Annotated in this window: 23 protein-coding genes; 18 read left to right on the top strand and 5 right to left on the bottom strand. The window is 69.9% G+C overall.

The features are described 5' to 3' along the window. Positions 1 to 28 precede the first annotated feature (28 nt). Both phnE (K368_RS0116125) and phnE (K368_RS0116120) read left to right on the top strand, forming a co-directional pair. Positions 29 to 907 (top strand): phosphonate ABC transporter, permease protein PhnE, encoded by an 879-nt coding sequence (gene phnE / locus K368_RS0116125; RefSeq protein ID WP_027173231.1) that lies wholly within the window; start codon positions 29 to 31, stop codon positions 905 to 907. Next, on the top strand, positions 904 to 1755 hold the full coding sequence (gene phnE, locus K368_RS0116120; RefSeq protein ID WP_027173230.1) for a phosphonate ABC transporter, permease protein PhnE: 852 nt from the start codon (positions 904 to 906) through the stop codon (positions 1753 to 1755). Before phnE (K368_RS0116125) ends, phnE (K368_RS0116120) begins: the two co-directional genes overlap by 4 nt. Before the next feature lie 26 nt (positions 1756 to 1781). Here the strand turns inward: phnE (K368_RS0116120) and K368_RS0116115 are convergent, their stop codons facing one another. After that, complete coding sequence (locus K368_RS0116115) at positions 1782 to 2690, bottom strand: LysR family transcriptional regulator (protein ID WP_027173229.1); 909 nt, start codon at positions 2688 to 2690, stop codon at positions 1782 to 1784. An 89-nt stretch (positions 2691 to 2779) separates the two neighbouring features. Here K368_RS0116115 and K368_RS0116110 point away from each other — a divergent pair, with 89 nt between their 5' ends. Next, positions 2780 to 3223 (top strand): PACE efflux transporter, encoded by a 444-nt coding sequence (locus K368_RS0116110; protein ID WP_027173228.1) that lies wholly within the window; start codon positions 2780 to 2782, stop codon positions 3221 to 3223. Between the two features lie 487 nt (positions 3224 to 3710). Here K368_RS0116110 and phnF read toward each other — a convergent pair whose 3' ends face one another. Beyond that, complete coding sequence (gene phnF, locus K368_RS0116105; RefSeq protein ID WP_027173227.1) at positions 3711 to 4457, bottom strand: phosphonate metabolism transcriptional regulator PhnF; 747 nt, start codon at positions 4455 to 4457, stop codon at positions 3711 to 3713. Positions 4458 to 4577: 120 nt separating this feature from the next. Between phnF and phnG the strand changes: the two genes are divergently transcribed. The 9 genes from phnG (at position 4578) to K368_RS0116060 (ending at position 11582) form a co-directional block, all read left to right on the top strand. Beyond that, positions 4578 to 5021, top strand: coding sequence for a phosphonate C-P lyase system protein PhnG (gene phnG / locus K368_RS0116100; protein WP_280940240.1), 444 nt, complete (start codon positions 4578 to 4580; stop codon positions 5019 to 5021). Then, positions 5021 to 5647, top strand: coding sequence for a phosphonate C-P lyase system protein PhnH (gene phnH / locus K368_RS0116095; RefSeq protein ID WP_027173225.1), 627 nt, complete (start codon positions 5021 to 5023; stop codon positions 5645 to 5647). Before phnG ends, phnH begins: the two co-directional genes overlap by 1 nt. Then, entirely contained in the window at positions 5638 to 6753 is a 1116-nt protein-coding gene (locus tag K368_RS0116090; RefSeq protein ID WP_027173224.1) for a carbon-phosphorus lyase complex subunit PhnI, read from the top strand. Before phnH ends, K368_RS0116090 begins: the two co-directional genes overlap by 10 nt. Then, on the top strand, positions 6750 to 7625 hold the full coding sequence (locus K368_RS0116085) for an alpha-D-ribose 1-methylphosphonate 5-phosphate C-P-lyase PhnJ (RefSeq protein ID WP_027173223.1): 876 nt from the start codon (positions 6750 to 6752) through the stop codon (positions 7623 to 7625). The genes K368_RS0116090 and K368_RS0116085 overlap by 4 nt, the downstream gene beginning before the upstream one ends. Further along, the gene (phnK, locus tag K368_RS0116080) at positions 7625 to 8410 is read left to right on the top strand and encodes a phosphonate C-P lyase system protein PhnK (RefSeq protein ID WP_036266398.1); all 786 of its coding nucleotides are present in this window, start codon (positions 7625 to 7627) and stop codon (positions 8408 to 8410) included. The genes K368_RS0116085 and phnK overlap by 1 nt, the downstream gene beginning before the upstream one ends. Then, on the top strand, positions 8407 to 9120 hold the full coding sequence (gene phnL, locus K368_RS0116075) for a phosphonate C-P lyase system protein PhnL (protein WP_027173221.1): 714 nt from the start codon (positions 8407 to 8409) through the stop codon (positions 9118 to 9120). The genes phnK and phnL overlap by 4 nt, the downstream gene beginning before the upstream one ends. A 17-nt stretch (positions 9121 to 9137) precedes the next feature. Beyond that, the gene (locus K368_RS0116070; RefSeq protein ID WP_027173220.1) at positions 9138 to 10280 is read left to right on the top strand and encodes an alpha-D-ribose 1-methylphosphonate 5-triphosphate diphosphatase; all 1143 of its coding nucleotides are present in this window, start codon (positions 9138 to 9140) and stop codon (positions 10278 to 10280) included. Beyond that, complete coding sequence (gene phnN / locus K368_RS0116065) at positions 10280 to 10816, top strand: phosphonate metabolism protein/1,5-bisphosphokinase (PRPP-forming) PhnN (protein ID WP_027173219.1); 537 nt, start codon at positions 10280 to 10282, stop codon at positions 10814 to 10816. The genes K368_RS0116070 and phnN overlap by 1 nt, the downstream gene beginning before the upstream one ends. Positions 10817 to 10961: 145 nt before the next feature. After that, a complete protein-coding gene (locus tag K368_RS0116060; RefSeq protein WP_027173218.1) occupies positions 10962 to 11582 on the top strand; it encodes a pyridoxamine 5'-phosphate oxidase family protein in 621 nt (206 codons plus the stop codon). 214 nt (positions 11583 to 11796) lie between these two features. On the opposite strand, the gene K368_RS25630 is transcribed toward K368_RS0116060, so the two are convergent. Further along, a complete protein-coding gene (locus K368_RS25630) occupies positions 11797 to 12801 on the bottom strand; it encodes an AraC family transcriptional regulator (RefSeq protein WP_051439896.1) in 1005 nt (334 codons plus the stop codon). Positions 12802 to 12910: 109 nt separating this feature from the next. Then, positions 12911 to 13807 (bottom strand): AraC family transcriptional regulator, encoded by an 897-nt coding sequence (locus K368_RS0116050; RefSeq protein WP_036267061.1) that lies wholly within the window; start codon positions 13805 to 13807, stop codon positions 12911 to 12913. Between the two features lie 269 nt (positions 13808 to 14076). Here K368_RS0116050 and K368_RS0116045 point away from each other — a divergent pair, with 269 nt between their 5' ends. The 3 genes from K368_RS0116045 (at position 14077) to K368_RS26755 (ending at position 15444) form a co-directional block, all read left to right on the top strand. Then, positions 14077 to 14700 (top strand): response regulator, encoded by a 624-nt coding sequence (locus K368_RS0116045; protein ID WP_027173216.1) that lies wholly within the window; start codon positions 14077 to 14079, stop codon positions 14698 to 14700. A 184-nt stretch (positions 14701 to 14884) separates the two neighbouring features. Beyond that, positions 14885 to 15130, top strand: a complete 246-nt coding sequence (locus tag K368_RS0116040; RefSeq protein ID WP_027173215.1) for a hypothetical protein — start codon at positions 14885 to 14887, stop codon at positions 15128 to 15130. A gap of 131 nt (positions 15131 to 15261) precedes the next feature. Then, complete coding sequence (locus K368_RS26755) at positions 15262 to 15444, top strand: hypothetical protein (RefSeq protein ID WP_155935183.1); 183 nt, start codon at positions 15262 to 15264, stop codon at positions 15442 to 15444. A 39-nt stretch (positions 15445 to 15483) separates the two neighbouring features. Here K368_RS26755 and K368_RS0116030 read toward each other — a convergent pair whose 3' ends face one another. Further along, entirely contained in the window at positions 15484 to 17142 is a 1659-nt protein-coding gene (locus K368_RS0116030) for an FAD-dependent oxidoreductase (RefSeq protein ID WP_027173213.1), read from the bottom strand. Positions 17143 to 17718: 576 nt separating this feature from the next. Here K368_RS0116030 and K368_RS0116025 point away from each other — a divergent pair. Genes K368_RS0116025 through K368_RS0116015 form a run of 3 tightly spaced genes read left to right on the top strand, consistent with a single transcriptional unit; the run spans position 17719 to position 20548 of the window. Next, positions 17719 to 17955 carry an ATP-binding protein gene (locus K368_RS0116025; protein ID WP_155935181.1) on the top strand — a complete coding sequence of 79 codons (237 nt, stop codon included), beginning with the start codon at positions 17719 to 17721 and terminating at the stop codon, positions 17953 to 17955. After that, on the top strand, positions 17937 to 19880 hold the full coding sequence (locus K368_RS24800; RefSeq protein WP_036266393.1) for an ATP-binding protein: 1944 nt from the start codon (positions 17937 to 17939) through the stop codon (positions 19878 to 19880). Before K368_RS0116025 ends, K368_RS24800 begins: the two co-directional genes overlap by 19 nt. Further along, on the top strand, positions 19877 to 20548 hold the full coding sequence (locus K368_RS0116015; RefSeq protein WP_027173211.1) for a response regulator transcription factor: 672 nt from the start codon (positions 19877 to 19879) through the stop codon (positions 20546 to 20548). The genes K368_RS24800 and K368_RS0116015 overlap by 4 nt, the downstream gene beginning before the upstream one ends. Positions 20549 to 20629: the final 81 nt, after the last annotated feature.

The following is a 20629-nucleotide window of genomic DNA, read 5'->3' as shown; positions in this document are numbered from 1 at the left end:
ATCCACGCGGCACCGCCGGTAACGACCGATGCCTGAGCGGATCACGCCCCTGCCCCCGGACCGGGCCGTCGCCCTGGCGGGGGCCTACGACGCGGCCGTCGCCGCGACCCGGCGCCGGACCTGGGCCGGCCTCGCCGTGATCGTCGTCCTCGCGGGGCTCGCCGCCCACGCCGCGGAGGTGCGTCCCCTGGTGCTCGCGGCCAATATCGGCCGGTTCACCGACTACATCGCCCAGATCCTGCCTCATCTCAGCCTGGCGAACCTGCCGGGGGATCTCGCCGAATGGTACTGGGGCTGGCCGAAATGGCTGGCTCTCCTGGGCGAGACCTTGCTGATGGCCTATCTCGGCACCTTGCTGGGGGCCATCGGCGGCGTCCTTCTGTGTTTCTCCGCCGCCGCCAACGTGACCGGCAGCCGGACGGCCTGTTTCCTGGTGCGGCGCGGGCTCGAATTCTGCCGCACGGTGCCCGAGATCGTGTTCGCGCTGCTCTTCGTCATCGCCTTCGGCTTAGGTCCGATGGTGGGCGTGCTGGCGCTGGCGATCCACACCACGGGGGCGCTGGGCAAGCTGTTCTCGGAGGTCGTCGAGAATATCGACATGAAGCCGGTGGAGAGCCTCACCGCCGCCGGGGCGGGGCGGATCGAGACCCTGCGCTTCGCCGTGCTGCCGCAGGTGCTGTCGAACTTCGTCTCCTACGGGCTGCTGCGCTTCGAGATCAACGTGCGGGGCGCGGGCGTCATGGGCTTCGTCGGCGCCGGCGGCATCGGGCAGGAGCTCCTCGTGGCGATCCGCAATTTCTACTACGCCGACGTCAGCGCGATCCTGGTCCTGATCATCCTCACCGTGATGGCGATCGACCTCGGCACCGAGCGCGTGCGCCACCACCTCCTCGGGAGCCTGCGATGACCGGTCCCGAGATCGATCCGGCGGAGATCGCCGCCCTGCGCCGGCGCTTTCCCGAAAGCTTCCGCCCGGCCTGGCGCGCCCGCTTGCTCGCGGGGCTCGCCCTCGCCGCCCTCGTCGCTGTGTCGGGCTACGCGCTGGTGCGCCTCGATTTCTCCGCCGCCCGCCTTCTCAATGGCCTCGGCCGCCTCGGCGAGTTCAGCCTCATGATGCTGCCGCCGGAGACCGGCGGGCGGGCCTGGGCCTTCCTGCAGGCGCTCGCCGAGACCCTCGGCATCGCCTTCATCGGGACGCTGACGGCGGCGATCCTGGCGTTTCCCGTGGCGTTCCTGGCCGCCCGCAACGTCGTGCCCAATCCCTTCGTGCATTTCACCGTCCGGCGCGGCCTCGACGTGGTGCGCTCCGTCGACGTGCTGATCTGGGCGCTGATCTGGATCAACGTGGTCGGACTCGGCCCCTTTGCCGGGGCGCTCGCCATCGCCTGCGCGGATGTCGGGGCGCTGGGCAAACTGTTCTCGGAAGCGGTCGAGACCGTCGATGGCAGGGCCGGCGAGGGCGTCTCCGCCTCCGGTGGCGCCGAGTTGCACCGTATCCGCTTCGGCCTCGTCCCGGCGGTGCTGCCGGTGCTCGGCAGCCAGGTGCTGTACTTCTTCGAGTCGAACACCCGCTCGGCCACCATCATCGGCATCGTCGGCGCAGGCGGAATCGGCCAGTACCTGACCGAGTTGATCCGCGTCCTCGAACTGCGCCAGGTCGCCTTCCTGATCCTGATGATCCTCATCACCGTGGCGATCATCGACGCCGTCTCCGGGCGCCTGCGCCGGGCCCTGATCGGCGGCGCGACGACCTGAGCGGGAGGTCTGCCCGGCCCTCTCCGTCAGCCCGTCTGTCCATCCCGTGAGACGGGGCCGATCCGCTCCGCCGCGAAGCGCTCGCGCAGCCAGGCCGCGGCGGGGCCGCAGGGCCGCTGCTTGTGCCAGACCAGCTCCAGGGCGATCGGCCAGTCGCCCGCGTCGAACTGCAGGTCCGGCGTGACCAGGTGCGGCGCCGTGAGCGACGAGGCGATGACGTGGTCGGTGACGAAGGCCCAGCCGATCCCGTGCTTCACCAGTTCCAGGATCACCCAGTGGCTCTCTACCCACCACACCTCGGCGGCCACGCGCAGGCGGCGCTTCTCCGGCCCGTCGCTGCGCGCGGCGACCAGGATCTGGCGGTGGCGCTTCAGTTCCTCCCACTCCACCCGTGCCTTGGCGAGCGGATGGTCCCGCCCGCAGACGAGCTTGAGGGGCACCCAGCCGATGGTCTGGAAGCCGAGTTCCGTGGGCAGTACCTCCTGGCGCCACATCACGCCGAGGTCGGCGGCGCCGGACTGCACCATGCGGCTGACATCCTCCATCAGCGGGAAGAGCAGTTCCAGCTCGACGAAGGGGAAGTGCCGGGCGAAGTCGGCGAAGAGGGCGCCGAGCGCATGCTCGGGATAGAGTTCGTCGATGGCCACCACCAGCCGGTTCTCCACCCGCTGCTCCAGGCTGGTCGCCACGCCGATCAGGTGCTCGCGCCGGTCCAGCACCACGCGCGCCTCCAGCAGCAGCCGTTCCCCCGCCGGGGTGAGCACCGGGTTCCGGCCGGCCCGGCTGAACAGCGTGACCCCGAGATCGGCCTCGAGATTCGCCACTTGGGTGCTGACGGCCGACTGTGCCTTGCGCAGCACGCGGGCGGCACCGGAGAAGGAGCCGGCTTCGGCGGCCGCCACGAAAGCCTGGAGCTGATCGAGCGAGACCGCCATCTATCTGATCCTCAGATATGTCCTAACTTGCCGAAGGGGGTATGGCAGATAGAAGACCGCGAACCAACGAGGCTTTTTGAGACGAGACCATGCGCAGCACCCGTGACCGTATCCGCCACGCCCTCCTGTTCGAGCTGTTCGGGCTGGCACTCATCGTTCCGTTCGGCACCGTGCTGTTCGGGCTGCACGCCTCCGACATGGGGGTGATCGGCACCGGCAGCGCCCTGATCGCGACGGCCTGGAACTATGTCTACAACCTCGGCTTCGACCGGGCGATGCAGCGGTTCATCGGGCACACGCGCAAGAGCCTCCTCCTGCGGGTGGGGCACGCCGTGCTGTTCGAGGCGGGCCTGCTCATGATCCTGCTGCCGCCGATCGCCTGGTATCTCGGCATCGGCCTCGCGCAGGCCTTCTTCATGGATCTTGCGATCGCGGCCTTCTACGTGGTCTACGCCTTCGTCTTCAACCTGACCTACGACCGGGCCTTCCCCCTGCCGGGCTGGGGCAAGGGGGCGCCCGAGCCGTCCGCCTGAGGCGCGATCGGGCTGATCGCCTCGGAAGCTCGACGCGTCCCTCTTCCCCTATGGGGAGAGGTCAGGAGTTGGGGTTGTTCCGCCAGACTCTGGGCCATGAGGGGCACCCCTCCACCCCCAACCCCCACCTCCTCCCCACAAGGCTACGATGTTCACACATCTCGCGGGGCGAGCGGGTCCCCTCTCCTGGAAGGAGAGGGACAGGGTGAGGTGTGTGACCACTCCGGAGGGGCCACGCCCCTCACCCTGTCCCTCTCCCAAACGGGAGAGGGGGCCCGTCGCGCCTCATGCCGAACCCCCTAGGATAGAGGGCACAGCCGTCGAGCAGCCGTGTGAGTCCGTTAGCCTCCCGAGACAGAGGACGCCCGCAGGTATCCCACGCTTCTCCACCTGAACCGTAGTCGCGCCGTTCCGCCGACGACTGGATCGCGGGTTTCACGCGCCCGGTCGCTTCAGTCGATGGTGTCGTCCTCACCGAGACGGGCGATCACTCCACCACCAGCTCCACCCGGTCGGCGGCGAACAGGCTGCGGGTGGCCTGGATGCGCTGGCCGTCGCTGTCCACGTTCACGCTCGACAGGACGATCAGGCTGCGGCCGGGGGCGATGTCGAGGCGGGCCGCCTCCTCGGCGTCTGCGGGGCGGGCGCCGATCCGGGTCGAGAGTCGGGTGTAGTCGGCGACCCCGTAGCCCGCATAGGCGCGGGTGATCGAGCCGCTGGCGGCGTAGGCCGCGTCGAAGCCGGAGAAGCGCGGCAGGGGCAGGCAGGTCCGGGCCGTCGAGATCGGGGCGCCGTCGGCCCGGTGCACGGTGTGGAGTTCGAGGATCGGTGCGCCGGGGGCGATCCCCAGGGCCTCGGCCCAGCCCACATCGGCCGGCACCGTCGCGGCCGCGATCAGGTCGCCCCAGGCCTCGCGGCCCGTGCGCGTGACGATCTCGGAGAATCGGGTCCGGGGCCCGATCGGATAGGGGATCGGACCCTGCTCCACGAAGCTGCCCTTGCCCTGCGTCGTGCGCACCAGCCCGTCCTCGGCAAGCACGCCGAGCGCCCGGCGCACCGTGTGCCGGTTCACGCCGAAGCGCGCGGCGAGCGCCGATTCGGCCGGCAGCTGCGCCCCGGCGGCGAGCGCCCCGCCGCGGATCTCGCCCGCCAGCGCATCCGCGATCTGCCGCCATGCCGCGAGACCGCCCCCGCGCCGGAGCGCTGTCACGGGGCTGTCGCCCGCCTCATTCATGGATCGCTCGCATAGCCCGCCCGAAAATCCTTGCGCCTGATCATCCTCTTGTCTATACATCTAGACATGTCTGGAGACCGATCGATGCCGAGTGCCAGCCAAACACCACCTGAGCCGGGGATGCCAGACCCCGCTGCCCGCCGTCTTGCGATGGCCCAGGCCGGCCAGGCCAGCCCGGCCGAGTTGCGGGCCGCCCTGGCGCAGGCCGGAATCACCCCCGAGGCGGAGGATCTGCGCCCGGCGGAGACCGGTCTGGTGATGGTCCGGGGGCGAATCGGCGGCGATGGCCGGCCGTTCAACGCCGGCGAGGCGACGGTGACGAGGGCGGCGGTGCGCCTGCCCGGCGGCGAGACCGGCTTCGCTTACCATCTCGGGCGCGACCGGGATCGCGCCCGCCTCGCGGCCATCCTCGACGCGCATTGGCAGCGCCCGGAGGCGCGCCCGGCCCTCGATTCGGCATTGGCCGCCATCGCCGCGCGCCGGGCGGAGGCGGCACGGCAGGCCGCCCGCAAGGCGGCGGCGACCCGGGTGAATTTCTTCACCCTGGCGCGGGGAGAGGATTGATGCCGCACGACCTCGCTCGACAGTTCGCCCATGGCTTCGCCGATCCCGTCCATGAGGGGCAGGCGGTGTTCCGCGCCGCGATGGAGGCCCTGAGCCGGCCCGGCCGCATCCGTCCCCTGGACACCCCCCTGATGCCCCCTGCCCCGCTCACGCCGGAACTCGCGGCCCTGGCGCTGGCGCTCACCGACGCCGACACGCCGGTCTGGCTCGATGCTCCGCTGCGGGCCGAGCCGGCGGTGGCCGGCTTCCTGCGCTTCCACACCGGAGCGCCGATCGTCGCCTCACCTGGACAGGCCGCCTTCGCGCTGATCGCCGATCCCGCCCGCTGCCCGGCCTTCGCGGATTTCGCGCAGGGGACCCCTGCCTACCCGGATGCCTCCGCCACCCTGATCCTCGCCGTCGAGACCCTGTCCGACGCCGCCGGCCCGGCCTTCGCGGGGCCGGGCATCCGCGGCACCGTGCGCCTCGATGCCGGCCCCCTGCCCGCCGATTGGGCGTCGCGCTGGGCCGCGAACCAGGCCTCCTTCCCGCTGGGTATCGACTGTCTCCTCGTCGCGCCCGGGCGCCTCGCCGGGCTCCCGCGCTCGGCCCGCCCCGTCACCCCGGAGGCAACCCCATGTACGTAGCGGTGAAGGGCGGCGAGGCCGCCATCGACAATGCCCACCGGCTGCTGGCGGAAATCCGGCGCGGCGACCCGGCCGTGCCCGACCTCACCGTGGCGCAAATCCGCGAGCAGATGCGCCTCCTCGTCGACCGGGTGATGACCGAGGGGTCCCTCTACGATCCCGATCTCGCCGCCCTCGCCCTGAAACAGGCCCGCGGCGACGTGGTGGAGGCGGTGTTCCTGGTGCGTGCCTACCGCACCACCCTCCCGCGCTTCGGCGCCACGGAGGCCCTCGACACCGGCGCGATGACCCTGGCGCGGCGCATCTCCGCCACCTTCAAGGACTTGCCCGGCGGTCAGGTCCTCGGCCCGACCTTCGACTACACCCACCGCCTCGTCGATTTCGCCCTGGCCGCCGGCGCCGTCCCCGGACCCGCCGCCGAGGCCGAGCCGGAGGCCGATGCCGCCGCCTGCCCGCGTGTGACCGATCTCCTGGGGCAGGCCGGCCTGCTCGAACCCTCGCCGCCGGACGACGGCGCGCCCGTGGGCGACCTCACCCGCGAGCCGGTGGACTACCCCGCCGACCGCGCGGTCCGGCTGCAGGGGCTGGCGCGGGGCGACGAGGGTTTCATCCTGGCGCTGGGCTACTCGACGCAGCGCGGCTACGGCCGCAACCACCCCTTCGTCGGCGAGATCCGGGTCGGGACCGTGGAGCTCGACTTCACGCCGGAAGAGCTCGGCTTCCCCGTCAGCCTCGGCACGGTGGACATGACCGAGTGCCAGATGATCAACCAGTTCCACGGCCACGGGGCGGTGCCGCCGCAATTCACCCGCGGCTACGGCCTCGTCTTCGGCCAGGGCGAGCGCAAGGCCATGGCCATGGCGCTGGTGGACCGCTCCCTGCGGGCGGCCGAACTCGGCGAGGCCGTGGTGGTGCCGGCCCAGGACCAGGAATTCGTGCTGGCCCATTGCGACAGCCTGCAGGCGACGGGCTTCGTCGAGCACATGAAGCTGCCGCACTACGTCGACTTCCAGGCCGAGCTCGACCTAGTCCGGCGCCTGCGCGCCGAGCACGCCGCCCGGACGGCCGAGCCGGACGAACCCACCCTGCGGGAGGCCGCCGAATGAACCCGCAGATTACCACGTCGCCGGGCACCGGCTACAACTTCGCCTATCTCGACGAGGGCACGAAGCGGATGATCCGCCGGGCCATCCTCAAGGCCATCGCGATCCCCGGCTACCAGGTGCCCTTCGCCGCCCGCGAGATGCCGATGCCCTATGGCTGGGGCACGGGCGGGGTGCAGGTCACCGCCGCGATCCTGGGCGCATCCGACGTGCTCAAGGTGATCGACCAGGGCGCGGACGACACCACCAACGCGGTCTCGATCCGCCGCTTCTTCACGGCCACCGCCGGGATCGCCACGACTACGCGTACGGCCGAGGCCACGGTGATCCAGACCCGCCACCGCATCCCGGAAGCGCCGCTGGCCGAGGGGCAGGTGCTCGTCTACCAGGTGCCGATTCCCGAGCCGCTGCGCTTCCTCGAGCCGCGCGAGACCGAGACGCGCCAGCTTCACGCCCTGGCCGAATACGGCCTCATGCACGTGAAGCTCTACGAGGACATCGCCCGCCACGGCCACATCGCCACCACCTACGCCTATCCGGTGGAGGTGGCCGGCCGCTACGTGATGGACCCCTCCCCGACTCCGAAGTTCGACAACCCGAAGATGGACGATTGCCCCGCGCTCCAGCTCTTCGGCGCGGGCCGCGAGAAGCGAATCTATGCGATTCCCCCCTACACACGGGTGCGCAGCCTCGATTTCGAGGACCATCCGTTCCGGGTCCAGAGCTTCGACCGCCCTTGCGCCCTCTGTGGGGCGGAGGACGTCTACCTCGACGAGGTCGTCCTCGACGATGCCGGCGGGCGGATGTTCGTCTGCTCGGACACCGACCATTGCGAGACCCGCCGCGCCGACGGCCACACGGGAGAGGCCGCCTGATGGAACCCCTGCTCACCGAACCTTTGCTTAACGTCGACGGCCTGACGAAGCGCTACGGCCGGCGCCTCGCCTGCGACGGCATCGGCTTCACCCTCGATCCCGGCGAGGTCCTCGCGGTGGTCGGTGAATCGGGCTCCGGCAAGTCGACCCTTCTCTCGCTGATCGCGGGCGAGGTCGCGGCCGATGCCGGAACGGTCTCCTACCGCATGCGGGACGGGGCGACCCGTGACCTCGCCGCCCTGAGCGTCGTCGATCGCCGCGCCCTGATGCGCACCGACTGGGGCTTCGTGCGCCAGGACGCCACGCAGGGGCTGCGCATGGCGGTCTCGGCCGGCGGCAATGTCGGCGAGCGCCTGATGGGCGTGGGGGACCGCCATTACGGACGCATCCGCGCCACAGCCCTCGACTGGCTCGCCCGCGTCGAGATCGCCCCCGACCGGGTCGACGACCCGCCGACGCGCTTCTCCGGCGGCATGCGCCAGCGCCTGCAGATCGCCCGCAACCTCGTCACCGCGCCCCGCCTCGTGCTCATGGACGAGCCGACCTCGGGCCTCGACGTCTCGGTCCAGGCCCGCCTCCTCGACATGATCCGGGGGCTGGTGGCCGAACTCGGCCTCGCGGTGATCATCGTGACCCACGACCTCGCCGTGGCGCGCCTGCTCTCGCACCGCGTCCTCGTCATGCGTGGCGGCCGGGTGATCGAGACCGGGCTGACCGACCAGGTCCTCGACGACCCCCAGGCCGCCTACACCCAGCTCCTCGTCTCCTCGGTGCTCGCCGCATGACGTCCCTTCCACCCCTCCTCGCCTTCGACGACGTGGCCAAGAGCTTCACCCTGCACCTGCGTGGCGGCGCCGTGCTGCCGGTGATCGCCGGCGCCACCCTCGCGGTCCATCCCGGCGAATGCGTCGTGCTCGGCGGCGCTTCGGGCGCGGGCAAGTCCTCCCTCCTCAAGATGGCCTACGGCAATTACCGCTGCGCCGCCGGCGCGATCCGGGTCCGTGACGGGGCCCGCGTCATCGACCTCGCCACCGCCGCGCCGCGCGAGATCCTGGCCTTGCGCCGCACGACGCTGGCCTACGTCTCCCAGTTCCTGCGGGTGATCCCGCGGGTCGGCGCCCGCGCCGTGGTGGAGGCCGCCGGAATCGAAGGGGGATTGGCACCCGAGGCGGCCCGGTCCCGCGCGGGCGACCTGCTCACCCGTCTCAACCTGCCCGAGCGCCTGTGGGAGCTGCCGCCCGCGACCTTCTCGGGGGGCGAGCAGCAGCGGGTCAATATCGCGCGCGGTCTCATCGCCGACCGGCCCATCCTGCTCCTCGACGAGCCCACCGCCTCCCTCGATGCCGAGAACCGGGCCGTGGTGGTGGAGCTCATCGCCGAGAAGCGCGCGGCGGGCGCCGGTATCCTCGGCATCTTCCACGACGCGGATGTCCGCGAGGCGGTGGCGACGCGCATCGTCGACGTCGCCGCCTTCCGCGGGGCGATGGCCGCATGAATCGGGAGTACGCAAGCATGACGGATCGGGTCGAGATCCTCGAAAACGCGCGCCTCGTCCTGCCCGACCGGGTCGAGACCGGCTGGCTCGCCATGGTCGACGGGCGCATCGCCGAGATCGGCACGGGACGCGCCCCGGAGCGCGGCCTCGACTGCGCCGGCGACACGATCATCCCGGGCCTCGTCGAGCTCCACACCGACCACCTGGAGAGCCACTACGCCCCGCGCCCCGGCGTGCGCTGGCACCCCCTCGGGGCGGTGCTCGCCTACGACGCCCAGATCGCGGCATCCGGCATCACCACGGTGTTCGATTCGCTGCGCGCCGGCACCGACCCGGATGGCAGCGGCCTCGGCACCGAGCTCGAGCTCCTGGCGGCCGCCCTGGCGGAGGCGCGAGGGGCGGACCTGTTCCGGGCCGAGCACCGCACGCATCTGCGCTGCGAGATCCCCTCCACCGACGTGGTCGAGACCGTGCGCGCCTTCGCCGGGCGCTACGCCATCGGCCTCCTGTCGCTGATGGACCATACGCCGGGCCAGCGCCAGTTCCGGGATGTGGCCAAATACTACGTCTATGCCGGGCGCGGCGGCCGCTCCCTCGAGGAGATCAAGCTCAGCACCGAACGCAAGATGCGCGACGGCCACGCCCTCAATGCCGTCAACCGCCCGGCCCTCGTCGCCCTGGCGCGGGAGCTCGGCATTCCGCTCGCCAGCCACGACGACACCACGTTGGCCGACGTGAGCCTCTCCCGCGATGAATCGGTGGCGATCGCCGAGTTCCCCACCACCCTCGAGGCGGCGGAAGCCTCGCATGCGGCCGGCATCACCGTGATGATGGGGGCGCCGAACCTCATTCGGGGCGGTTCCCATTCGGGCAACGTCGCGGCCCAGACCCTGGCGGAGGCCGGCTATCTCAGCATCCTGTCCTCGGACTACGTGCCGGCGAGCCTGCTGATGGCGGCGTTCGGATTGCCCGAGCGCGTGCCCGGCATTTCCCTGCCGGACGCCATCGCCACGGTGACGGCCAATCCCGCTCACGCCACCGGGCTGACCGATCGCGGCCGTCTGGAGCCGGATCTCCGCGCGGACCTCGTCCGGGTCCGTCTCGCCCGGGGCGTGCCGGTGGTGCGCCAGGTCTGGCGCGCCGGCACGCGGGTGGTGTGATGCCCGGCGGCTTCGTTCTCGTCGTGGGCCCGAGCGGGGCCGGAAAGGACACCCTGCTGCGGCTGGCACGGGAAGCCCTCGCCCACGAGTCCCGCTTCGTCTTCCCGCGCCGCCTCGTGACCCGCGCGCCCTCGGCGCACGAGGACAATATCGCGATCTCGGAGGATGCGTTCGCCGACGGAGCGGCCTCCGGTGCCTTCGCCCTGCATTGGCGTGCGCACGGCCTCGGCTACGCGATCCCCGGCGAGACCCTGGATCACGCGCGAGCCGGGCGCGTGGTGGTCTGCAACGTCTCGCGCCGCATCGTCCAGGCGGCCCGCCGCGCCCATCCGTGCGTCAGTGTCGTATCCATCACGGCCTCGCCCGATATCCTCGCCCGCCGCCTCGCTGCGCGGGGCCGGCCGGAGGATGGGGATTTGCGCGCCCGCCTGGACCGCGTCGTACCGATCGAGGCCGAGTGCACGATCCGGAACGATGCCGACCCTGGCATCGCGGCGGCCGAACTGATCGCGCATCTGCGCAAGCGGGCGGCCTGAGGTCCGACCCAGGCTCCCGGCTCGCATTCTATCGAGGCCGTAGGCCCAAGGGCCGAGTCGCCGGCGGAATGCTGTCGTTTTGTTTCAGCCGCCCCGCTTCGTGCAAGGGGTAAAGCCCATCCATCCGGCAAGAGGTGTACGAACGATGGCAGTGGTAGAAACGGTGGCGGGACTTGAGCGCATCTACGGCGAGTGGGGCGCCGTCGCTGCAGCGTCCACCGTCAAGGTCGCAGACCACATCACCCCGCATTATCGACGCTTCATCGAGGCTGCGCCCTTCGCGACCCTTGCCACTGCTGGTCCCGAAGGCCTGGACTGCTCTCCCCGTGGGGATCGTCCAGGCTTCGTCCGCGTCGCCGATCCCCGCACGCTCCTCTTGCCCGATCGCCGGGGGAACAATCGGATCGACAGCCTCCGCAACGTCGTGCGTGATCCAAGGGTCGGCCTGATGTTTCTGATCCCCGGCATTGGCAATGCCCTTCGGGTCAATGGCCAGGCGGTCATCGACGATGATCGAACGTTGTGCGCGTCGTTTGCCGTCGATGGCAAAGCGCCCCGCACCGTGATGGTCATCACCGTGAGGGAAGTCTACTTCCAGTGTGCTCGCGCCCTCATCCGATCAGGCTTGTGGCAGCAAACCAATCACGTAGACCCAAAGACGCTTCCGTCTCCCGGGCAGATTCTAGCCGACCTTAGTAATGGTCGAGTTGGAGGCGAGGTCTACGATTCGACGTGGGCTGAAAAGGCCAAGCAAACCATGTGGTGATCGAGGAGCATCCGACACAGGTCTTCGGCAAGGACCGCAACCGATTGGATGCTGCCTGCCTCGATTGGCGCCAAACGTCAGCATTCAACCACCCGAACCCCGATACGTCCTCGGAGGTTCATCGTCACACCGGTCATCAGAGGGCCGGGTCGGTCATCTCAGCCCGGCCACCGCCGCTGACCACCCACGAGCGAGCCACCCGGCCACGATCGCGCTACGCGTACTGCGAGTCCGGTTCCACCCGACGCCGCCAGCGTCCCGGGGTCGTGCCCTGATCCTTGGCGAAGGCGCGGGTGAAGTGGCTTTGATCGGCGAAGCCGCAGGCGAGCGCGATGTCGGCGAGCGTCCGATCTCCCCTCCGCATCATGGTCTTGGCCTGGGCGATGCGCTCCCGCGTCAGCCAAGAATGAGGGGCGACGCCGGTGGATTGGCGAAAGGCGCGCGCGAAGTGGCTTATGGAAAGGCCGCAGGCTTCCGAGACCGCCCGGAGGTGGATCGCCCGGGCGAGATCGGCGCGGATGTGGTCCTGGGCGCGACGGAGCTGCCAGGGAGCCAATCCGCCGCGAACCGTCTCGGGCGCGGGCTGGAGCGGCGTGTAGGTCCCGAGCAGATGAGCCGCGACGGCGCGGGTCAATTGGCGGCGGATGACATCGGCCCAGCGATCCTGCCGATCCAGCGTTTCCCCGACACTGACGGCGAGGTTGTGCAAGGCGGGGTCCGCCAGGATCTCGCCGAAGATCGGTACGAGTTCATCGAGGGGATCGGCGTCGATGATGCTCAGATCCTCGGCCACCTGCTTCAGAAGTCGATTGTCGAGCCCGATCTGGAGGGTTCGCTTCTGTGTCCGCAGCACGCAGGTCTGGCGCAGATCATGGAGGATCGCCTCCCCCGCGCGCAGGAGCATCGGGGCCTGGCCACCGTCCCGGCCTCCGCCCTCGGCACTCTCCCGGCGCGGGAATCGCCCTTCCGTCTCGCCGAGTCGGACCTGGATGATGAGCGCATCGAGCCGGTCGACCCGGAGGCTGCCGGCCATGCCGTCCCGCCAGCCAAGGACGATGGCGCCGTCCGACCAATCGTCGGGCCGGATTCTCGCCTGGCGGACGGGGTCATGGATGGGGCCGCCGAACCGGACGTCGTGCGTCGGGGTGGGGTGGAGAGAGGCCGGCGCCGGCGGCACGGCAATCGGCGCATCCCCTTCGTGGACAAGCGTTCGGAGCATGTCTGTCTCCCCATTGTACGATGGGGAGATGCTAAACGGCCAAGCTAGGGCCCGTATTTCGCGAGGCTGCGGTGGCGTGTCCATATCCTGCTGTTCACGGGATCAGCACTCATGAGACATGCTGCCTGTACTCTCCCGGCGTCTTGCCGATGACGCGCTTGAACGCCGTGTTGAACGCGCCCTGGCTCGAAAAACCGGACGACAAGGCGACGTCGATCAGGGGGATCTTGCGGTCGTTCAGCAACCGTCGTGCGCGAGACAGTCGTTCCTCGCTGACGAAAGCATAGGGCGTCCTGCCCGTGACGCGCTTGAACATGCGGCTGAAGTGGAAGGGGCTGAGGCACGCCACGGCGGCGATCTCGGCCACGGACAGGTCCCGTTCGAGATTGTCGCGGATGAACGCGACGGCGCGGTCGATCCGGTCGGGGCAAGGGGCATCCGTGGCGGGGCGCACGCGCGTGTCCGGTCGGTCGTGGCCGTAGGCCTGCGCGACCCGCGCCGTCAGGGCGAGGGCCGCGGCCTCGACCATCATGCGTCCCGCCGAGCTTTCCCGGACCAGTTCCTGATGGATCGAGAACCCGATCTGGGCGAGCAACGGATCCTCGAGGCCGGCGAGATAGCGCACCGTATCGGCACGGATGCGCGTATCGCCGTACAACTCCGCGAGAGTCTCGAAGCGCTCGGTCGGCAGGTAGATGTGGAGGATCTCGTCGAGTGGCGCGGAGATGTTGATGTCGTCCTCGCCGACCCCGACGGGACAGAGCCAGATCGTCCCCTCCTCCACCGGCGTCCGCTGCCGGATCCCGGCTCCCTTGCGGCTGACATACGCATCCGGGCTGCGCCGGATCGCCAGGGTGATCTCCATCTGGGCCGGGACGATGGCGGGCAGGTCGCCTGCCGGGTGGGACCGTACTTCCGCGGCGACGCCCCTCCATTGCCGCCCCGCCGACGAGGCGAGGAGACCGGCCTTCGGGAACTTGTGCGCGCCGTGCCGGTGAAGATCCATGCCGATACCGTGCAAGCCGTGCGCGAAGACGGCAATTATACAGGTGTATCGGAGACCAGACGAGCGAATGCGGCAGGTTTTTTCGCGGTGGCCGAGCCGAGTCCCCGCCTCGCCCCGGGCGGTTCGCCGGGCATGGGCCGTCGGAAGACCCAGAAGTTTTTGATGAGACGAGGCAATCGTCAAGCTTGCAATCGCCATGCGATCCAAATCGTGTATCAGGTGAAGGTATTCGCATCGGCGAGGTGCACGCCGAGAAGTTCGCGAGAACCATGCCCGAGGCGACCGTTCACATCGTCGACGATGATCCGGTGCTGCGCGAAGCGCTGGTCCGCCTCTGCCTGTCCGAGGGATTGGCGGCGGTCGGGCACGGAGATCCCGGCGGGCTGGCGCAGTCCCTCCTGCGCCAATCCCCCGAATGCGTCCTTCTCGACGTGCGCCTCGCCGAACAGAGCGGACTGGCCGTCCAGGACACGTTGCGCGCAAACGGCAACACGGTGCCGATCATCTTCCTGACCGGCTACGGCACGATCCCCATGTCCGTCCGCGCCATGCGGGGGGGCGCCGTCGAGTTCCTGACCAAGCCCTTCATCGCCGACGTTCTGCTCGCGGCCATCCGCAAGGCGCTGGCGGCCGATGCCGTCGCGCTCGCCGACCGTCGCGCCCGGCACGACCTGTCGGCCAAGCTCGCCACCCTGACGCCCCGGGAGCGCGACGTGCTGCGCTGCGCCATCGGAGGGCTGATGAACAAGCAGATCGCCGCCGATCTCGGCATCACGGAGATCACCGCCAAGGTCCACAAGCGGCGCGTCATGGAGAAGATGCAGGCGCGATCCCTCGCCGACCTCGTCCGCATGGCGGACCAACTCGGCATCGCCGCGACCCGCCAGCGCTGAGAGAAGGCGCGGGCCGAAACCTTCGTATGAGGAGGGATAACCAAAGCATCGATCCGGTGATCCGCCGTATAATATTCAGGATCCTCCAACGGAATAAGATCTGGATATGAACTCAGGGCTGCAGCAGAGATTTCGAGCGGCTCGGTTCTGTACTTGAAACCAGTCCGATATCAGGAGACGCACCATGATCAAGCATCTCGCTTCCATCGCTCTTCTTCAGCTTGGCCTGATGGCCCCGGCCCTGGCGATGCCCGAGCATCGCCCGTCCCACACCGTCGTCGAGCGGGTCGACCTGGAGAGCACCCCGCGATCCTTCGGAGAGCCGCAGGCATCCCGGACCATCGACAGTTCGGCCAAGGGCGGCAACGCCGACGAGACCAACCACGCGGTTCCGAACTTCGGCACCACCTCGGGCGGTCCCGCCGACTGAGCGTCTCTCACGAAGCTTCCGCTGCGTCGTCGTGCTCCGAGCGAGAACCGACCGTGACCGGGAGTTTCGTGAGGCCCTCCGACCCTTCGACCCACCGCGCCGGTGCGGTCGACGTATCCGGGAGAGCGGCCATGAACCTCCTCATCAGACCCTGTCTCGCGGCCATTCTGGCGCTGGTGTCGACGATGCCCTTCGCGCAATCCTCCACGCCTCGGGCGGGGCGGATCGTGTCCTCCTGGATGGCGTCGGCGCCCATCGTCGCAAAGGTCGATCGCCGCTACGCCCATCGGCGCATGGATCGGCACCCTCAGTAAGCGTCCTGCGTTTGGGCCGGCGGCGACGGGATGCGGGGCTCACGGTTCCGGATGCAGGAAGCCGTGGACGGCCTGGACCACCACCGATCCCTCCCCCACTCCGGAGGCGACCCGCTTCACCGAGCCCGCGCGGACATCGCCGACGGCATAGAGACCCGGGACCACCGTGGCGTAGGGAGACGGAGCCGGCATGCCGTCGCTCCGCAGGCCGGTGGGAACGAACCCCTTCGCATCGAGGCCGAGGCAGTCGGCGAGCCATCCGGTGTTCGGCACCGCTCCGATCATGACGAAGACGTTGCCGATCGCCTTCGTTTCGCTGACCCCGCTCGCCCGGTCGATCCAGGTCACCGATGTCAGGGTGTCGTCGCCGACGAGCGCGGTGATCTCGGTCTGCGTATGCAGGGTGATGCGCGGCGACGACGCGATCCGCTGCACGAGGTAGTCGGACATCGTCGCGGCGAGGCCGGTGGCCCGCACGAGAAGGTGGACATGCGCCACCGTGCGGGACAGGAACATCGCGGCCTGACCGGCCGAGTTGCCGCCCCCCACCACGATCACTCCCTCGCCGGCGCAGAGCTGCGCTTCCATGGCGGTGGCGGCGTAATGGATGCCCTGACCCTCGAAATGCGCGTAGCGCGGCAGGTCGAGCCGGCGATAGCGGGCGCCGGTGGCGGCGATGATGGCGCGCGCCGGAACGGCGGTGCCGTCCTCGAGGATCACGCGGAAGGGCGACCCGCCGCAATCGAGTCCCGTCGCCATGCGGGAGATCGCGAGCCGCGCCCCGAACTTCTGGGCCTGGACCTGGGCGCGGCCGGCCAGGGCCTGGCCTGAGATCCCGGTGGGAAAGCCGAGATAGTTCTCGATCTTCGACGAGGTGCCGGCCTGGCCGCCGGGCGCGAGCCCTTCGATGACGATGGTGTCGAGCCCCTCCGAGGCGGCATAGACGGCCGCCGCCAGGCCCGCCGGTCCGGCGCCGATCACCGCGACGTCGTAGACGCGGCCGGGGTCGATCGCTTCCGTCAGCCCGAGGGCGTCCGCCAGCGCCGCGTTGGTCGGAGCGCGCATCACCGCCGCGCCCGGCGCGATCACCACCGGCAGGTCGTCTTCGGTCAGGCCGAATCCCTCGAGGGCGTTGCGGGACGCGGGGTCGCTCGCGGTATCGAGGATGCGGTGCGGGTAGGCGTTCCGGACGAGGAAGCGCTCCAGGCGGAGGGTCTCCCGCTGATGGCCGGGGCCGATCAGGACGACGCCGCCCCGCCCGTGGCGGATCAGGCCGACCCGGCGCAGGATGAAGGCCCGCATGATGATCTCGCCGATATCCGGTTCGGCGGTGACCAGGCGGCGGAAGGCGAGGCGATCGATCCGCGCCACCCGCGTCTCCACCACGGTACGGCCGGAGACCAGGATCTCACGGTCGTTGAACAGGTCGAGCTCGCCCGTGAACTGACCCTCGGTGTGGACGACGATGACCCTTGCGGCCCCCTCGTGGTCGGTCTCGAACATCTCGATCCGGCCGGCGAGGACGAGGAAGAAATCCACCCGCCGCTGGCCTCTGGCGAAGATGAGCGTGCCCGCCGGCAGGGTCTCCTCCCTGCCGTAGCCGGCGACCCGGTCCCCCATCTCCGCGCCGAGGCGGGGAAAGGTCTGCGCCGCCCGGTCGTCGCCGTCGGACTCCGCCGGGAGGATGGTGTCGGTCATCTCGAATCACTCCCTGTCGTGGAATGCGACAGTGCCACCCCTGCCCCGGATGGCGTCCCGTCCCGCAATCACCACTGTCACTGCAAGGACAGGATGCCTCCTGGCTTGTCCGATCACGCGTTGTTTTGCACGGTCCGGCGCCAATTCCCGGCCGCCGCTCGATCGACCGGGGTGACGCGCTTGAGAAGAGCGATGGTCTTCCGGCGAAGCAGGTTTCGCAGAAGTGGCCCCCGGTTCTGCGATAAAAACCTGCGACACACCAGAGAGCTAAGGAGGGTGAAGCGTCGGCTCGCTGACGCTTCACCCTCCTTAACGCGGATCGTTCAAATCATGGATCGTCCGTGCAAGACGAGCGGTCGGACCTATGATGACTTGATGGCGGCCGGATCGGCGGTGCAGGGCATGAGGGGCCGGCATGCGCCAGGGCCGTAGTCCCGTTATCATCCGCGCGAACGCCGCGCGCCCACGCCAATAAACGACGGTATAGTTCACAGGCACCCGGCCACGCTTCATGGTTCGCTCGAACGGCCGAGGCCTTCATCCGCCGTCCAGGCCACCGGAAATGGGGAGATGGCGATGCGTCAGGCCGTTCATGCACCGGGCTCGGCGGGACGGAAGCACACTCAGCCTGGCCTCGGCCTGGCGATCGTGCGCCAGACCGCGCAGGCCCTGGATCACAGGATCACGGTCCGGTCGGTGGAGGGCGTCGGCTCCCGGTTCTCCGTCACGGTACCGTGTGCCGACCGGCCGGACGACGGGACGCCCCGGCGCCGCGTCGAGGCCAGGGAGGGGCGATGGACGCGCCTGTCGTAGCCGCCCCCTCGCCTCTCCGTTCCGGGTTCGCCCCGGACACCCGCCGGACGGGCCGTTTCCTGGGCGTTCTCGCCCTCGGCTTCGCCCTGGCGATCTTCCTCGTGGACGCGTTCACGCCCCTCGAAGGGGCGGTGGCCGTCCTCTACGTGGTCGTGGTGCTCATCGCCGCGCGGGCGTTCCGGCGGAACGGGGTGATCCTGACCGCTGCCGGCTGCCTGCTCCTCACCGCCGTGGCCTATTTCCTCTCGCACCGTTTCTTCGACAGCGATTCGGCGCTGCTGCGCGCCCTGGTCAGCCTCGCCGCCATCGCGATCAGCGCGCTCCTGGTGCTGCGCAATCAATCCGCGGCCCGCATCCTCGCGGAGCAGGCCGAACTGCTCGAACTCACCCACGATCCGATCTTCGTCCGTACGCCCACCGACACGGTGACATTCTGGAACCGCGCCGCGGAGGATCTCTACGGTTGGCGCCGGGACGAGGTCCGGGGGCGCAACGTGCACGTCCTCCTCCGCACGGTCTTCCCCGACGGCGAGGCGGCGATCCGGGCCGCGCTGATGCGGAACGGGCGGTGGGAGGGCGAACTGGTCCAGACGGTGCGGTCGGGCGCCAGGGTCGTCGTCGAGAGCCGCTGGTCGCTCCAGCGCGACGCCGGCGGCCAGCCCCTCGCGGTCCTCGAGACGAACACCGACATCACCGAGCGCAAGCGCGCCCATGCCGCCCTGGCGGAGAGCGAGAGGCGCTACCGTACCATCTTCGACACGGCCCGCGTCGCGATCCTGCAGCAGGATTGGCGCGGGGTGAAGGCGGTCCTCGACGCGGTCCCGCGCGAGGCGGCCACGACCCTTCGCACCCATCTCCACGACCATCCGGAGGTCGTCCGCGACCTGCGCCGCAGCGTCACCATCGTCGACGCCAATGCCGAATTGCGGCGGCTGATCGGCGCCGATGCGGGCGCCTGGGCGCCGCAATCCCTCGACGCGTTCCTGTTCGAGGACGAGCCGACCTTCATCGAGTCGCTGCTGGCGCTGGCGCGGGGCGAGACCTTCTTCGAGGGCGAGACCGCGATCCGCTCGCTCTCGGGCGAGTCGGTGCCGATCCTCTTCGGCATCACGTTCCCGTCCCATGCGGACGGGTTCGAGGGCGTGCTGGTCTTTGCCGTCGACATCACCGAGCGCAAGCAGGCGCAGGAGGCGCTGCTGGCGGTCCAGGCCGAGCTCGCCCATACGGCGCGGGTGACGACGCTCGGCGAACTCACCGCCTCCATCGCCCATGAGGTGAACCAGCCCCTCGCGGCCATCGTCACCAATGGCGAGGCGGCCCTGCGCTGGCTGAGGCGGACCCCGCCGGACCTCGGCGAGGTCTCGGCCGCGGTGACCCGGGTGGTGGCGAGCGGCACCCGGGCCGGCGAGATCGTGTCCCGGATCCGGACCTTCCTCGCCAAGACGCCGCCCCCGCGCGACTGGCTCGACCTGCGGGAGATGATCGGAGAATCCGTGCTTCTGGTGGAGCGCGAGATGGCCCGCGGCGGCGTGCGCCTGATCCGCGACGTCGCGTCCGACGTGACCCTTGTCCACGGGGACCGGGTGCAGCTGCAGCAGGTGCTCATCAACCTGATGGTGAATGCGATCCAGGCCATGGCGACGGTCACCGAACGGCCCCGCCTCCTCACCGTCCGCGTCGTGCCCGACGGGGCGGAGCATGTCCGCGTCACCGTCGTCGATAGCGGCGGGGGGATCGCGGCGGAGGCCGTCGAGCGGGTCTTCCAGCCGTTCTTCACCACCAAGGCGGACGGGATGGGCATGGGGCTGGCGATCTGCCGGTCGATCATCGAGGCGCATGGCGGGCGCCTCTGGATCACCGGCCATGATGATCCGGGCGCCGCCTTCCACTTCACCATACCGACGACGGCCGAGAGGGCAGCATGATCCGAAGCAACGCGGCGGGGCCGGCACGCGCATCGGCCGCGAAGCAGACCGTCTTCGTCGTGGATGACGATCCGGATATCCGGGAGGCTCTGTCCGGTCTGCTCCGCTCCATCGATCTCGCCTCTGCCGCCTTCGCGTCGGTGGCGGAGTTCCTGGCCGCGCCGCGCCCCCTGGGCGCCGGATGCCTGGTGGTCGACGTCCGCCTGCCGGGCGTGAGCGGCCTCGAGTTCCAAAGCCAGCTCAGCGCCCTCGGGATCGACCTGCCGATGATCCTGATGACCGGGCACGGCGATATTCCGATGACGGTGAAGGCGATGAAGGCCGGAGCGGTCGATTTCCTCGCCAAGCCGTTCCGCGAGCAGGACCTCCTCGATGCCATCGGCACCGCCCTGGCGCGCGACGCGCAGCAGCGCAGCGCGCATGCGGCCCTCGACGATCTCAGGGCCGATTACGAGACCCTCACCGCGCGGGAGCGCGAGGTGATGGCGCAGGTCACCGCCGGCCTGATGAACAAGCAGGTGGCCGGCAATCTCGGCCTCAGCGAGATCACGGTGAAGATCCACCGGGGCCACGTCATGCGCAAGATGAGGGCGCGATCCCTGGCCGATCTGGTTCGCAGCGCCGAGGCCCTCGGCATCTCCCATGCCGGTGGCGCGCCGACGCGGTGACCGATCCGCCGGCTTTCGCCGAAAGGTGGAGGCCGGCAAACCTCCGTATGATTCCAACCCACGGTGCGTGGGACCATATCT

It is taken from the genome of Methylobacterium sp. 10 (genome assembly GCF_000519085.1).
Lineage (GTDB): Bacteria > Pseudomonadota > Alphaproteobacteria > Rhizobiales > Beijerinckiaceae > Methylobacterium.
Note: the sequence above shows the minus strand (reverse complement) of the source record. Positions and strands in the feature narration are given on the sequence as shown.

Excerpts from the sequence above, each read along its gene's own strand:
- phnE (WP_027173231.1), top strand. The coding sequence starts at position 29 with ATGCCTGAGCGGATCACGCCCCTGCCCCCGGACCGGGCCGTCGCCCTG.
- phnE (WP_027173230.1), top strand. The coding sequence starts at position 904 with ATGACCGGTCCCGAGATCGATCCGGCGGAGATCGCCGCCCTGCGCCGG.
- K368_RS0116115 (WP_027173229.1), bottom strand. The coding sequence starts at position 2,690 with ATGGCGGTCTCGCTCGATCAGCTCCAGGCTTTCGTGGCGGCCGCCGAA.
- K368_RS0116110 (WP_027173228.1), top strand. The coding sequence starts at position 2,780 with ATGCGCAGCACCCGTGACCGTATCCGCCACGCCCTCCTGTTCGAGCTG.
- phnF (WP_027173227.1), bottom strand. The coding sequence starts at position 4,457 with ATGAATGAGGCGGGCGACAGCCCCGTGACAGCGCTCCGGCGCGGGGGC.
- phnG (WP_280940240.1), top strand. The coding sequence starts at position 4,578 with ATGCCAGACCCCGCTGCCCGCCGTCTTGCGATGGCCCAGGCCGGCCAG.
- phnH (WP_027173225.1), top strand. The coding sequence starts at position 5,021 with ATGCCGCACGACCTCGCTCGACAGTTCGCCCATGGCTTCGCCGATCCC.
- K368_RS0116090 (WP_027173224.1), top strand. The coding sequence starts at position 5,638 with ATGTACGTAGCGGTGAAGGGCGGCGAGGCCGCCATCGACAATGCCCAC.
- K368_RS0116085 (WP_027173223.1), top strand. The coding sequence starts at position 6,750 with ATGAACCCGCAGATTACCACGTCGCCGGGCACCGGCTACAACTTCGCC.
- phnK (WP_036266398.1), top strand. The coding sequence starts at position 7,625 with ATGGAACCCCTGCTCACCGAACCTTTGCTTAACGTCGACGGCCTGACG.
- phnL (WP_027173221.1), top strand. The coding sequence starts at position 8,407 with ATGACGTCCCTTCCACCCCTCCTCGCCTTCGACGACGTGGCCAAGAGC.
- K368_RS0116070 (WP_027173220.1), top strand. The coding sequence starts at position 9,138 with ATGACGGATCGGGTCGAGATCCTCGAAAACGCGCGCCTCGTCCTGCCC.
- phnN (WP_027173219.1), top strand. The coding sequence starts at position 10,280 with ATGCCCGGCGGCTTCGTTCTCGTCGTGGGCCCGAGCGGGGCCGGAAAG.
- K368_RS0116060 (WP_027173218.1), top strand. The coding sequence starts at position 10,962 with ATGGCAGTGGTAGAAACGGTGGCGGGACTTGAGCGCATCTACGGCGAG.
- K368_RS25630 (WP_051439896.1), bottom strand. The coding sequence starts at position 12,801 with ATGCTCCGAACGCTTGTCCACGAAGGGGATGCGCCGATTGCCGTGCCG.
- K368_RS0116050 (WP_036267061.1), bottom strand. The coding sequence starts at position 13,807 with ATGGATCTTCACCGGCACGGCGCGCACAAGTTCCCGAAGGCCGGTCTC.
- K368_RS0116045 (WP_027173216.1), top strand. The coding sequence starts at position 14,077 with ATGCCCGAGGCGACCGTTCACATCGTCGACGATGATCCGGTGCTGCGC.
- K368_RS0116040 (WP_027173215.1), top strand. The coding sequence starts at position 14,885 with ATGATCAAGCATCTCGCTTCCATCGCTCTTCTTCAGCTTGGCCTGATG.
- K368_RS26755 (WP_155935183.1), top strand. The coding sequence starts at position 15,262 with ATGAACCTCCTCATCAGACCCTGTCTCGCGGCCATTCTGGCGCTGGTG.
- K368_RS0116030 (WP_027173213.1), bottom strand. The coding sequence starts at position 17,142 with ATGACCGACACCATCCTCCCGGCGGAGTCCGACGGCGACGACCGGGCG.
- K368_RS0116025 (WP_155935181.1), top strand. The coding sequence starts at position 17,719 with ATGCGTCAGGCCGTTCATGCACCGGGCTCGGCGGGACGGAAGCACACT.
- K368_RS24800 (WP_036266393.1), top strand. The coding sequence starts at position 17,937 with ATGGACGCGCCTGTCGTAGCCGCCCCCTCGCCTCTCCGTTCCGGGTTC.
- K368_RS0116015 (WP_027173211.1), top strand. The coding sequence starts at position 19,877 with ATGATCCGAAGCAACGCGGCGGGGCCGGCACGCGCATCGGCCGCGAAG.